The following is a 14,158-nucleotide window of genomic DNA, read 5'->3' on the forward strand; positions in this document are numbered from 1 at the left end:
CTACTTTTATAGTATAACATAAAAATAGTTGGGAATCATCACTAATAGTTGGTTTGACTTCCTTTGGGTGCGTGTGATTTGAAATCGACTTAACCTATACTATTAGTTATGGAAACACACTAAAGGAGGTGATGTGATGAAGCTCGATACAATCGGCAAGAATATAAGAAAGTTCCGACTTGCAAGGAAATTACGCCAAGAAGATTTGGCTGAGAAAACAGATTTGACAACAAATTATATTGGTATGGTTGAGCGTGGAGAGAAAATTCCGTCACTCGAAACTTTCATAAAGATAGTAAATGCTTTAGGTGTATCATCGGATATGGTTCTTACAGATGTTCTGGAAACGGGATATACAGTCAAGAACTCAATGCTGAATGAGAAGCTTGAAAAACTTGTTCCTGAAGATAGAAACAGAATTTATGAAGTCATAGATACACTTGTGAAGCAGTCAAAGCAAATACTTCCATAAAACACAGAAGTTCGTCCTAATCGACGAGCTTTCTTTTTTTCAGTATAAAAAATTTCTGCTATCGACAAATTTTTCGGGACTTCGACAGAGAGAATATGCTATAACAACAACTATCAGTGATAGACACATACTAATAGACATAGGAGGAAGTAGAAGTGAACGACATTTTCAGACAAATAGCGAAAGAAAATGGAACAACCGAAAAAGCAGTAAAAGAGGAAATGCAGTTTGCCATTCGGGAAGCAATGAAAAGTGCTGAACCGGAAGCAATAGCTTTTTGGAAAGTAGTTGCACCGGACGGAAAAGAGCCGCCGATAGAAAAGGTCATAGCAATGATTGCATTGAATGTTAATAATAGAATGTATAATTGAGGTGCTTCGGCATCTCTTTTTTAGTATTCTTTAAAAGAGTCGTATTAGGTGTTTGTAAAAAGTGACACCTTAGTGTCTGAAAGGTTACATTTCTGTCCGAAATCTTGAAATGCCTGAAAATTTAATATATAATGTTAAATGGTTAACTGTAACGAAGAAGAATTATAAGATGAAGAGGTGTTACTGATGAAGATATGCTATAACAAACTTCAAAAACTTATGATTGACAATCAAATGAAAAGACAGGATTTAATGCGTGCAGCCGAAATTACATCATACGCTGCAACGAAGATAAATAAGAATGAGCCAGTATCTCTTGAAGTACTGATGAGGATATGTCAGGTGTTTCATTGTGACATCGGAGATATATGCGAAGTTATTTTAGATGAATAAAGAAAAGTGGATTTTACTGGGACGGAATAGGAGCTGTTTATATGTTTAATTATGGAAATGCAAACGAAGCTCAAAAAGAAGCAATAAGTGCCACAGACGGTCTTGTGCTTATCACAGCAGGACCCGGTACAGGTAAAACATTTACACTTGTTAAGAGGGCGGTTTATCTTATTCAAGAATGTGGCATAAAACCTGAACAAATAATGATGGCTACTTTTACGGAAAAGGCAGCTAAAGAACTTATAACCCGTATTACAAATGAGTTAGCAGAAAGGAATATTTCTGTCAATGTAAATGAAATGTATATTGGTACATTTCACTCTTTATGTTTGAGGATTATAAAAGAGAATTTAGAGTTTACAAGACTTAAACGAAATTATCGTTTACTTGATACTTTCGACCAAAAGTATCTTGTGTTTAGAAATTTTCATAAATTCAAGAATATAGAGGGAATTGATGAGCTTCTTTCAAAGGGAGGTTCTTGGAAACGGTCTGATGAGATTTGCACATATATCAACCATTTGTCTGAAGAAATGGTTGATATTGAAGCATTGCAGTCAGATGATAACCCTGGGATAAGAACACTTGGAAGAGTGCTGTCTGTTTATCAAGAAATGCTTGAGGAAGGAAATTTGATTGATTTCTCAACAATTCAGACTGAATGTTACAAATTGCTTATGCAGAATAAACAGATATTAGAAGAATTACAAGATAAACTGCAATATCTTATGATAGATGAATATCAGGATACAAACTACATACAGGAACAGATAGTGTTTTTGCTTGGAGCTAAACATCATAATATATGCGTTGTAGGAGATGATGACCAAGGTTTATATCGTTTTAGGGGTGCAACTATCCGTAATATACTTGAATTTCCGCACAAATTTGAAAATGAGGGATGTAAGATTATTCCGCTGGTAGTAAATTATCGTTCTAATAGTGATATTGTGGATTTTTATAACGAATGGATATCAACTACATCGGGGCATAAATTCAAATTTTCTTGGGATAGATATCGCTATCAAAAGAAAATTGAGCCACACGTAAAGTCCGATATACAAAGTCCTGCGGTAGTAAAATTATTTAGCAAAGATGATGAAGATGAGTGGCATGAGAAAATACTTGGTTTTATTAAGGAGTTAAAAGAATCAGGAAAGCTTATGGATTACAACCAACTGGCTTTTTTATTCAGCTCGGTTAAGCATCAGCGAGTAACAGCACTTGCAAATTTTTTGGAGAGAAATGGAATAAATGTCTATTCTCCTCGTTCAGATATGTTTTTCAAACGTGATGAGATAAAACTGGCATTGGGGTGTTTAATGCTTATGTTTCCTAAATATGTAATGAAACTTGAAAAACAAGAATTTGATTTTTTGCAGGTAGAACATTACCGATATTATAGGGAATGCATTGTTGCTGCTAATGAATATGTTACTAGGGCGGATAATAAAGAACTATTACAGTTTATTAGAAAACACGGCAAAGTACACGCAGGGTTGACTGGAACGACGGATTATGCTTATTCAGGATTGCTTTATAAGTTGTTTATGTTTAGACCTTTTAACGATATTCTTGATACAGATATGAGTGTAGGTGTTGTTGATATTCGACCTACAAGAAATCTTGCTTTACTTACACAGATAATCGGTAAGTTTGAGTATCTGCATAGAGTTGATGTATTTAATGGTTCATATATTGATAGAAACACAGAACTACTTTTTAATCTTTATTTAAAACTACTTTATGACGGTGGAATATCTGAGTATGAGGACGAGGCGGAGTATGCACCGAGTGGTTGTGTGTCATTCCTTACAATACATCAATCTAAAGGAATGGAGTTCCCAATTGTATTGGTGGATTCTTTAAGTAATGTTCCGAGAAAAACATATAAAGACCTTATGACAGAAGTCGAGGAAAAATATTTCCATAGACCGGCATTTGAACCTTATGACCAAACAAAGTATTTTGATTTTTGGAGATTATACTATACGGCTTTTTCAAGGGCACAGAATTTGCTCGTACTTACCTGCGATGAAAATAAACGTACTCCAAGCCAATACTTTAGAGATATTTATGATGAAATTCAGAGTGTGAATAGTGACGAATTTGATTTAAGCGAATTTTCTTTTCAATCTGTAAAGAAGGTAAATTTGAAAAATTCCTTTTCGTTTACTTCTCACATTACAGTTTATGAAACTTGTGCTTTACAGTATAAGTTCTATAAGGAACTTGAATTTATGCCTGTTCGACAGAACGCTATGATGTTCGGTACTTTGGTTCATGAAACCATTGAAGATATTCATAGAGCTGCTATCAGAGGAGAAGTCGATAAAATCACTAACGATAATATTGCTACTTGGTTTGAGTCAAATTATAACTCGCTTGTTAAGTCGGAGCATACTTATTTGGCTGAGCCACAGCGTAATGCAGCACTCAGTCAAGTAGAACGGTATGCAGAGAGAATGGACGGCAAATGGGCATCTGTTCAGCAGGCTGAGGTAGATGTCAGTCTTGTTAAAGAGGACTATATCATAGATGGTAAGATTGACCTTGTCAAAGGCGTTGATGGTACAGTTGAAATAGTTGATTTCAAATCTGAGCGAAAGCCAGATATGGTTAAGATGCGAGAAAGATTAGAACATTATCGTAGACAATTACAAATCTATGCTTATCTTATTGAACAGAGAACCGGACAGAAGGTAAGCAAAATGCATCTCTACTATACAGGAGAAGAAAATGGTAATCCGATGATAACATATCCTTATACAAGGACTGCTATTGAAGGAACAGTTGCAGCTTTTGATGACACTGTACATAAAATCCTGAGGAAGGATTTTAAACATCGTTGCGATGATGCGAAAACTTGTAAGAACTGCGATTTTCGATATTACTGTAATAAGTAACGAGAGGTAGAGTATATGGCAGAACATAGAGTTCCGAAAGGTAATATTATATATATTATTCCAACAGATGAACTTTTCATAAAATACAAAAACAATGAGGCTTTTATAGATGAATATGGACGATTGATGAATCGAAAACCACATAGGGTACTTAAGGAATTAAAGCATTATGTGGCTGATAGTGAGATGCAGGAAAGTTATGCTTCTCCTATAAAAGATTTAGTTCGAGATAAGATGGTAGAATATTCTAAATATGCCATTGACCGAGTAGGCGATGTTTTCTTCTATGAAGTAATTCCTAATGTTTGGCATAAGCATATAGTCCCACTTTGGAATGGTGCAAAAGATGTTTTATTTTCTAAAGAGCTTAAGATAGACCAGATAAAATGTGAGACAGAATATAAGGTAGTTGAGAATCAGTCGATATTCTCTGAAACTATGACAAAGGAAGAAGTAGATGCAGAAAAGCGAAAACTTCTTTATCATTGGATTGGGCTGTTAAGCAGTCTTACGAAACTTCGTAATGCAGGAGAGCTTGATGTTGAATCCACTTTAGCACAGCTTACAGAACCAATGATGATTGAAAGAGTGAATGCTTTGCTGGGGGAAAATCCTAATTTGCTGGAAACTGATAAATATATTCTACTTCATAGTTTACTGGGGCGGGATTTGTATATGGAAGGACAACTTATACCGATTAGAGCCGCAGAAATAAAAAAGGTAGCAAAGAATAATGGAGGATTTTAAAAAATGGAAGGACAAATGACTTTTGAATTTGCTAAACGCCCGACGATTAAGGGATACCCGGAACTTAGATGGACGGGAAAGCGTCCTTATGAATCTACACAGTATTATCCTGCTCAACTTCGTGAAAGATATGGCGAGGAAACCAATGGCTGGATAAATAAGATATTTTGGGGAGATAACTTACAGGTTATGAGCCATTTGCTAAAAGAGTATCGTGGTAAAGTACAGTTGATATACATTGACCCACCCTTTGATAGTCGTGTCGATTATAAAATGAAAGTGGAATTAAAAGGGAAAAAAGCCACAAATGATATTTCAACATTTGAAGAGAAACAATATGGCGATATTTGGACAAATGATGAATATCTTCAGTTTATGTATGAAAGAATAGTTATTATGAAGGAGTTGTTAAGCGATACAGGAGTACTTTATATACATTGTGATTGGCACAAAGGACATTATATAAAATGTATAATGGACGAGCTGTTTGGAGCTGACAATTTTATAAATGAAATAACATGGTATTATTATAACAAAATGGCACCCAAGTCATCATGTTTCCCCAGAACTACAGATAAAATTTTGGTTTATTCCAAAACGCCTAATTATGTGTTTAATACTCAATATGAGAGAAGAGAGAAGCCAATAAAACAGCTGGTAAGGAAATTTGTAGATGGGAAAGCAATAAATGCTAGAGATGAAAATGGCAATGTAATGTATAAGATGTCATATGAAAAAAGAATAGATGATATGTGGAGAATACCAATGTTACAACCAGCGGATAAAGTTGAACCGGTAGGTTATCCCACACAGAAACCAGAAAAGTTAATAGAACGTATAATAAGAGCATCTAGTAATATTGGCGATATTGTATTTGATTGCTTTATGGGAAGTGGTACAACTCAGGCTGTAGCAATGAAACTTGGCAGAAAATTTATTGGTGCAGATATAAATCTAGGAGCAGTGCAAGTAACAACAAAAAGATTATTGCAATTACAAGATAAATTAGCTGAGCCTATGCAAGAGATTATAAAACTTGATGTCATTGATTTGGAATCCGGAAAAGAAGAACAGCAAATTATGAATGCAGAAAAGTACACTGGTTTTGAAGTTTATAATGTCAATAATTATGACTTTTTTAGAAATCCAATTGAAGCAAGAGATTTGATTATTCAGGCTCTTGAGATACAACCGTTTCCGCAGAGTGATGTATGGGACGGAGAACTTGATGGTCGAATGGTTAAAATTATGCCAGTAAATCGTATTGCAACGAAGGCAGATTTAGAAGAGTTGAAAGCAAATTTACCATACAAAACATATGAAAAGAGAAAAACAGAAAATCCAACGCAACCCGTAGAAAGGATAACCATTGTTTGTATGGGACACGAACCGGATTTGAAGGCATCTTTGGAACAGGAACTTTCTGAGTATAAACTGGATATTGAAATTGTGGATATCCTTAGAGATAAAAAAGACTTACAGTTAAAACGAGAAGCAGAAGCAGAGATTGTCAAAGAAGGAAGTAAACTGGTTATCAGGTCATTCTATCCGATGAATCTTATGCAAAAACTTTCTTTGCAAAAGGAATATGTCGAAGATTGGCGACAATTGGTTGAATCAATAATGATTGACTGGAATTATGACGGAGTGGTTATGCAACCATCGGTAACAGATGTGCCAGACAAGAAGGAAATTGTAAGCGGTATTTATGATATTCCTGAAGATGCAGGAACCATTCGAGTTAAGATTACAGACTTGTTGTCGGAGTCATTGGAAATGGAGGTTGAATAACCTATGGCAAAAAGTACAAAAGCGTTTGTTCAGGATTTTGCTTTCTACGAACAGCTATGGGAATATTATAGCCAAAATAGAGGTAAAATACGTTCAAGATACAATGACTTAACAAAAAAATTCCTTGCATATAATGATGGCAACGAAAATAGCGGTGCGTTCCTGCGTGAACCACAGTTTGAAGCTTTGGAGATGTATGTTTTTGTCAAGGAATTTATGGACAATGCCCATATGTATCAAATGTTTGATGAATGGAGAAAAAGAGAAAATAGATTTTCAGATGCATCGTATTATACTATTCACAAAGGTGGTCAGGGCACTCTTTTGGATATAGGCGATGAGCAGAACGAAATTGTGTTCAAGCAGATGAAAAAGTATAAGGAAGATTATCCTAACTATATTTATGCTTTAACTATGGGACTGGGCAAGACTATTCTTATGGCTACTTGCATTTTCTATGAGTTTTTGCTTGCAAAGAAATACCCAAAAGATAAAAGATTCTGTCATAATGCATTGGTATTTGCACCAGACAAGACAGTCTTGGAATCTCTTCGAGAAATTATGACTTTTGATAAAACAAAGGTTGTGCCACCAGAGTATGCTCGTGTATTAGACCAAAATATCAAATTTCATTTTCTTGAAGAAACAGGAGTAACACTTCATACGATTGATGACTCAGATTTTAATATAGTTATTTCTAATAATCAGAAAATCATTGTAAAGAAAAAACGCAAAGCAGATACCCCAGCAGATATACTTTTTGGTTCAGGTTCTTTGCTTGCAGATATTTATGGAAATGATGATGACGACTCTGATGTGTGGGACGATGCTTCATTGATTGATAATCAACGTTTTAAGAAACTTTGCCGCCTGCCACAGCTGGGTGTGTATGTCGATGAAGCACATCATCTGTTTGGAGCTAACTTAGAGAAAGAACTTCGTTCTGGTGGAGCAAACAAGACCACTCTTCGTAATACAATCAATATGCTTGCTGCAAGCACCTCTATTGTTGCTTGCTATAACTACACAGGTACACCGTATGTTAATAAGCAGGTGTTACCGGAGGTAGTATATGCCTATGGGTTGAATGAGTCTATCGCTCACGGATATTTAAAAGATGCAGACCCGATTGGGTTTGAAAATGTTAAAAATGAGGAGTTCCTGCGTACTTCGATTACAAAATTCTGGGAACGCTATGGCGGTAAAACTTATGAGGGATTATTACCGAAGCTTGCTATTTTTGCAGCAAATGTTAAAGAAGCAACAGATGTGGTACGTCCTGTTGTTGAAAAAGTATTAAGTGAACTTGGTATATCGCTTTCGACTGTTTTGGTAAATACAGGCGACCCGTCTGTCACAAAAGATGAGGATATTAAAAATTTTAACAACCTTGATGTTATTGGTACTGAGGGAAGTAAAAAGCAATTTATTATCCTTGTTGAAAAGGGGCGAGAAGGTTGGAATTGTCGTTCACTGCTTGGAATTGCTTTATTTAGAAGTCCAAAATCAAAAGTATTTGTTCTACAGGCTACAATGCGTTGCTTAAGACAGCTTACTAAGGAACAGTTAAAAGCTACAATTTTCTTGTCAAAAGAGAATTATGACACGCTCGATGATGAACTTCGAAAAAATTATAATATGGAGATTTCAGATTTTGGTAAATCCCCAAATACAAATAAAAAAGTGTATAAGGTTCGTGTTTTACCGCCGCCAAGAAGTATTAAAATGAAAAGATTGTGGCATGAATATTCTCTCATCGAAAAGGAATATTCTGTACCTATTGATTTCCATTTGGCAGAATTGGACGAATCAAAATATGAAGCTAAGATGTATGAAAAAGGAAGTTTGCGATTAGGATTATCTGAAAAGGAAACGAATATTGACTCTATGAAAGAGCAAGAGCGATTTAGCGAATTTTCTTTGACGGCAGAAATTTCACGGTATATGAATATTTCTTGCCTTACGATTGCTAAGATATTACGTGAGTCCGTGGACGGTTCAGATAATATTGTTGCAGCAGTTAATCGTCATAATGAGGTTTTGGAAGATGTGATAATACCTGAAATTTTTCATACACTTTATGAGGTTAAGAGTACACAGAAAAGTGAAGATGTTGATATGGTACTTCTTAGGGAACCAAAAGATTCAGGATACTATGAGTTCTCAGCTAATGATGAGCTTGTAATTACCAAAGGACATAATAATTTCACTCCAAAGGAAGAAGCAAAGAGTTTCCATGCAGATACATATTGTTTCGACTCTAAACCAGAGAAAGAATGCTTTTTGCAGTATATTTCAAGTAACAAGGTTAGGGAAATTTATTTTACAGGTATGTTTACTTCCAATCAAGGTGATTTGTCAGTGCAATATTATGACCCTGAGTCAAAGCGATTGAGAAAGTACTATCCTGATTTTCTCGCTCTTATGGAAGATGGTTCATATCAACTGATAGAGGTAAAAGGAGATAATAAGATAGATGATGAAGTTGTACTTGCCAAAAAAGCGGCAGCAGAGGAAATGGCAGTTGCAAGTGGTGTCCATTATTTAATGTATGCAGGAAGTACGCTCATGAAATCAAATGTTTTAGAACCAACTTTAGTAGTTCAACAGGCAAGTATTGACATATAGATTTATTCAAGTTTAAGAAGCATATAAACTGATTATGGAGGAAATGACGAATGACATTCGATTTTAAGAAAGAATATAAAGAGTTCTATATGCCGAAGAATAAGCCGCAGATTGTGACAATTCCAAAGGCAAATTATATAGCGGTAAGAGGTAAAGGAAATCCTAATGAAGAAGGCGGAGAATATAAAACTGCTATTGGTGTTTTGTATGCTGTTGCATATACTCTCAAGATGAGCTATAAGACGGATTACAAAATAGAAGGATTTTTTGAATATGTTGTACCACCGCTTGAGGGCTTTTGGTGGCAGGACAATGTTGAAAGTATAGATTATACCGATAAATCAGCTTTCAACTGGATTTCTGTTATTCGTCTGCCTGATTTTATTACAAAGAAAGATTTTGATTGGGCGGTGGAAACTGCTTCAAAAAAGAAAAAGATGGATTGCTCTGGTGCAGAGTTCTTGAGTATTGACGAAGGTTTGTGCGTACAGATAATGCATATAGGAGCTTTTGATGATGAACCTGCAACCGTGGCAATGATGGATAAATATCTTGAAGAAAACGGTTATGTAAATGATTTTACTGATGAGCGACGCCATCACGAAATTTATTTATCAGACCCAAGAAAAGTTGCACCGGAGAAATGCAAAACGGTAATAAGACACCCGATAAAGAAAGCATAAATTGAGTAAAATGAAATTAGGTCAGAGGACAACTAATGGCATCAAGTAAAGAATATTTGGAATTTGTATTAGAGCAGTTGGCAGAATTGGACGAGATTACTTACCGTGCGATGATGGGCGAATATATTATTTATTATCGTGGTAAAATTGTCGGCGGAATTTATGATGACAGATTACTTGTAAAACCGATAAAATCAGCAATTTCATATATGCCGACAGCTACTTATGAATTGCCGTATGATGGGGCAAAGGAAATGCTGCTTGTAGAAGATGTGGATAATAAGAAATTTTTAACAGGACTATTTAATGCAATGTACGATGAATTACCAGCACCTAAGCCAAAAAAGAAAAAGTAGACAGATACTATTGATGGAGCGATTGGTATATAAGAATTATGGAAACAAAGCCAAGAATTTTATATTTACAAAAGATTTTACTGGAAAGAACTGATGAAGAAAATCCTCTTTCCACAACACAGTTAATTAATATATTGAATGATGAATACGGGATATCTGCACATAGAACGACGGTTACAAAGGATATTGCAGCACTTCAGGAGTTTGGAATGGATATTGTTACTATCCATTCTACTCAGAGCAAATACTTTGTAGCCAGTCGTAAGTTTGAATTGCCGGAACTGAAGTTGCTGATAGATGCAGTAGAGTCATCGAAGTTCATTACAAAGAAGAAAAGCGAAACTCTGATTGAGAAGATACATACAATGACCAGTCCGGGGCAGGTGGCAAAGCTGAAGCGTAATAACTATGTGGTCAATCGCATTAAGCCGGATAATGAGCAGATATATTATATCATCGACGCTATAAATGACGCCATCAACGCAGGTAAGCAGATTTCTTTCCAGTATTACGATTATACCGGATTAAAGAAAAAGGTTCTGAAGAATAAAGGCGAAGTGTATAAGCTCAGTCCGTATAAACTTCTCTGGTGTGGGGACTATTATTATGTTCTCGGATATTCAGAGAAGAAAAGCAAGGTTATCAATTTCAGGGTAGACCGTATTGCTTCCAAGCCGGAGATATTGGATAAAGATATTGTTCCTATGCCTGATGATTTTGATATTGAGAATTACACAAAGGAAGTTTTCTTTATGTTCTCAGGCGAGAAAGTCCTTGTGGATTTACGATGTGATAATAGCCTGATGAAAACAATGGTTGACCGTTTCGGAGAAGATGTGACAACCCTTGCATATGATATGACGTCTTTCAGAGTACAGACCGAAATATCAGCCAGTCCTACCTTTTTCGGTTGGGTGTTTGGTTTTAATGGCAAGGTACAGATACTTGCACCGGAAAGTGTGAAAGGACAGTACAGACAGATGATTGCACAAGCCGATGAGGGTATGCAGGAAAAAGAAAACAAAGGACAGGAAATCTAACACTCCAAAGCATACGATGTCAAGAAACGGCAGAATCTTCCCGCAAAGCTCGCAGCATGAATATGCCGAGGGCGTGGAGTTTGAAGTTTATCCGTCTGCGGATACAACCGCCCCAAACTATCGTTGTGAAATTTGGGTAGCCGTGAACGAAAAAGCCAAGTAATAAGGACAGCAACTGCGAGTTGCTTGTTTGAGATAATGCGTGAGACTATAATAAAGGTGTAAGGGAGGTACTGCATAATGGATACAAAACAGGTTATACTTGAACTTCGTACTCAAAAGGGAATGTCGCAGGATGAGCTTGCAGAAAAAGTTTTTGTAAGTCGTCAGGCAGTTTCACGTTGGGAAAACGGAGAAACAGTTCCGAATACAGAAACATTGAAATTGCTGTCAAAAGTATTCGATGTTTCCATAAATACACTTTTAGGCTCACCGAGAAAGCTTATTTGTCAATGCTGCGGAATGCCGCTTGAAGATGATGATATTATCGGACACAATCACGATGGTTCTTTTAACGAGGACTATTGTAAGTGGTGTTATGCCGATGGAACATATACTTACAATGATATGGACGATTTGATTGAAGTTTGTGTTAAGAATATGGTAAGCGAGAATTTCACGGAGGAACAAGCCCGTTCTTATATGAAAGAGCTGCTTCCTACTTTGGATTACTGGAAGAAATATGATGAGCTTAGTGATAACGTTCAGTTTGAAGAATTCAAGAAAAAGTTAATCAATGAGATTAACGAATTGAATGTTGACGGAATGCCAAAGGTGGAAAAACTGAATGCCCTTGTGGGAAAGTATGTGAATCTTGAGTACCGACTTCCGAATGGGCAAGCGGCTAAGTTTTTGAATGAGGCAAAGACATATCTGGGCAATCAGCTTGAATGTGAATACGGCGGCGATAGATGTTTCGGCGTTGTTGCAGATATGGATTTTATTCTTGTTTGCACTTATGAAGAAGACGGTAAAAATCCGGAACTTGTATTGTATAAGAAAAGATGAGAATAGAGAAAAATAGTAAGCCATTGGAGTTAATGATTTCAGTGCAAGCAAAGAAATTTTGAGGTGTTAGCAAATTGCGACACCTCTTTTCTTTTGCGAAAAACCTACTTGAAAAATTTTTCGTAGCAGGTATAATAAAACTATCGAAAGCAGATTGCTTCCGATAGAAAAGAAAGCGAGGTGCAGGTATGAGAAGCAAGAGTCCTGAACTTATGAATGAGATAAAAAAGTATATCGAGGATTATTACCTGCAAAACAGACAATCCCCATCGACTACAAAGATTGCTGAAGCTGTTGGCATTGCCAGAGGTACAGCATATAAATACTTGGTAGAGATGGCTGAGAAGAATATGATTGAGTATGACGGGCAGGAGATTCGTACCAATGTGACCCGTAAGTACAGTGGCGAACAGACACAAACACCGATTGTAGGTTCTATTCCTTGTGGCAGTCCTCAGTATGAGGAAGAAAATATTGAAGAATATGTATCACTTCCTACTGCTATTTTCGGCAAAGGAGATTTCTTCATATTAAGAGCAAGCGGTCAGTCTATGATTGATGCAGGGATAGATGACGGCGACCTTGTGGTTGTCAAAAAGCAGGTAGAAGCCAACGAGGGCGATATAGTAGTTGCCCTTGTGGATAATCAGAATACATTGAAACGCTACTTCCGAGATGATGAGAATAAGAAAATCATTCTCCATCCGGAAAATAAGAAGATGAAAGACATCATTGTAGATGAGTGCTGCATTCAGGGTGTGGCTTGTCACATCATCAAAGAACTATAACAGAGGACAGACGAATGAGAACACTTGAAGGAATTCGCTATCTAATCAATTTGGATAGTGCGGAAATACAACAGAACTTTGCCGGAGGAGTTGCACCGCCGGACAAGGTGGAGTCGGAGGTGGACACAACTTGAGTATTTATATGTCAAGAGCCGAGTTGGAAGAAATCAGCGAAGGCTTGATAACAGCTTATGCTAATAAGTTTAGCAATCGAGTGATTCAATCCATCGACATAGAACATTTCATTACAGAATTTCTTATGTTACGAATTGAATACGCTTCTTTCGCAGAAGATGATGCAGGCAGGATTGGTTTTCTGGCAGATGGAGCAACACCACTGCTGATACATCAGGACGGAAAAATTATTCCCTTTGTTTTCCCGAAAGATACCATCGTACTTGATAAATTTCTTCTTGCTGAAAAGGAGCAGGGACGTCGCAGATTTACAATGGCACACGAAGCGTCACATCATATCTTGAGTAAGATGTATGCAATGCCGAGTGAAGGACGCTTTCATGCAGAGTATGACAGTGAGCGTAGTTATTCCAAAGAGGAACTGGCTCAGATGTTTGCGTCTGTTGAGTGGCAGGCAGATACAATGGGAGCTTCGCTTCTTATGCCGAGAAGAATTATTGAAAATGCCTTGGCGAAATATAATCAGTCAAATCCGATAAGAGTTTATGGCGATAATACCATCACTTCAAAGGATAAAGCAGTTATCCGCAGAATGGCAGCTTATATCGGAGTATCCTATACAGCCTTGGTTATCAGATTGAGAGATATGGGGCTATTTGAGTATCACAATATCCTTGAGTACATTTCCAATGAGTTAAATTTGGGAGGTGTTTTACAATGAGGTTACAGACTCAGGTAGCACCTGAAATACAAAAGAGATTGCTTCTGTCAAGAGTAGAAGCAGAAAGTCTGAAAGAGCGTGATATTCTCTGCCCGACTTGCGGGTTCAGGATACAAAGA

General features: G+C 36.7%; 13 protein-coding genes. All 13 read left to right on the forward strand.

Features of this window, described 5'->3' with window-relative positions; translation table 11 throughout:
* Positions 1-136: 136 nt before the first annotated feature.
* The 13 genes from DWY37_RS05325 (at position 137) to DWY37_RS05390 (ending at position 14,039) form a co-directional block, all read left to right on the forward strand.
* Positions 137-472 (forward strand): helix-turn-helix domain-containing protein, encoded by a 336-nt coding sequence (locus DWY37_RS05325; protein ID WP_055215124.1) that lies wholly within the window; start codon positions 137-139, stop codon positions 470-472.
* 155 nt (positions 473-627) lie between these two features.
* The gene (locus DWY37_RS05330; RefSeq protein WP_117537645.1) at positions 628-843 is read left to right on the forward strand and encodes a hypothetical protein; all 216 of its coding nucleotides are present in this window, start codon (positions 628-630) and stop codon (positions 841-843) included.
* 186 nt (positions 844-1,029) lie between these two features.
* Complete coding sequence (locus DWY37_RS05335) at positions 1,030-1,236, forward strand: helix-turn-helix domain-containing protein (protein WP_118374201.1); 207 nt, start codon at positions 1,030-1,032, stop codon at positions 1,234-1,236.
* Between the two features lie 41 nt (positions 1,237-1,277).
* Positions 1,278-4,142 (forward strand): ATP-dependent helicase, encoded by a 2,865-nt coding sequence (locus tag DWY37_RS05340; protein ID WP_118541724.1) that lies wholly within the window; start codon positions 1,278-1,280, stop codon positions 4,140-4,142.
* A gap of 15 nt (positions 4,143-4,157) precedes the next feature.
* Entirely contained in the window at positions 4,158-4,889 is a 732-nt protein-coding gene (locus DWY37_RS05345; protein WP_118541722.1) for a hypothetical protein, read from the forward strand.
* A gap of 3 nt (positions 4,890-4,892) precedes the next feature.
* On the forward strand, positions 4,893-6,680 hold the full coding sequence (locus DWY37_RS05350) for a site-specific DNA-methyltransferase (protein ID WP_118544430.1): 1,788 nt from the start codon (positions 4,893-4,895) through the stop codon (positions 6,678-6,680).
* Between the two features lie 3 nt (positions 6,681-6,683).
* Positions 6,684-9,308 carry a TnsA endonuclease N-terminal domain-containing protein gene (locus DWY37_RS05355; RefSeq protein WP_118541720.1) on the forward strand — a complete coding sequence of 875 codons (2,625 nt, stop codon included), beginning with the start codon at positions 6,684-6,686 and terminating at the stop codon, positions 9,306-9,308.
* Between the two features lie 50 nt (positions 9,309-9,358).
* Complete coding sequence (locus DWY37_RS05360) at positions 9,359-9,991, forward strand: GyrI-like domain-containing protein (protein ID WP_118217439.1); 633 nt, start codon at positions 9,359-9,361, stop codon at positions 9,989-9,991.
* A 35-nt stretch (positions 9,992-10,026) separates the two neighbouring features.
* Positions 10,027-10,347 carry a TfoX/Sxy family protein gene (locus DWY37_RS05365; RefSeq protein ID WP_117890897.1) on the forward strand — a complete coding sequence of 107 codons (321 nt, stop codon included), beginning with the start codon at positions 10,027-10,029 and terminating at the stop codon, positions 10,345-10,347.
* A gap of 38 nt (positions 10,348-10,385) precedes the next feature.
* A complete protein-coding gene (locus DWY37_RS05370; RefSeq protein ID WP_118544429.1) occupies positions 10,386-11,387 on the forward strand; it encodes a helix-turn-helix transcriptional regulator in 1,002 nt (333 codons plus the stop codon).
* Positions 11,388-11,627: 240 nt separating this feature from the next.
* Positions 11,628-12,395 (forward strand): zinc ribbon domain-containing protein, encoded by a 768-nt coding sequence (locus tag DWY37_RS05380; protein ID WP_118541718.1) that lies wholly within the window; start codon positions 11,628-11,630, stop codon positions 12,393-12,395.
* 212 nt (positions 12,396-12,607) lie between these two features.
* A complete protein-coding gene (gene lexA / locus DWY37_RS05385; protein WP_330417542.1) occupies positions 12,608-13,183 on the forward strand; it encodes a transcriptional repressor LexA in 576 nt (191 codons plus the stop codon).
* A gap of 130 nt (positions 13,184-13,313) precedes the next feature.
* The gene (locus tag DWY37_RS05390) at positions 13,314-14,039 is read left to right on the forward strand and encodes an ImmA/IrrE family metallo-endopeptidase (protein ID WP_118175096.1); all 726 of its coding nucleotides are present in this window, start codon (positions 13,314-13,316) and stop codon (positions 14,037-14,039) included.
* Positions 14,040-14,158 lie beyond the last annotated feature (119 nt).

The organism is Roseburia sp. AF25-13LB (assembly GCF_003478915.1).
Lineage (GTDB): Bacteria > Bacillota > Clostridia > Lachnospirales > Lachnospiraceae > Roseburia_C > Roseburia_C amylophila.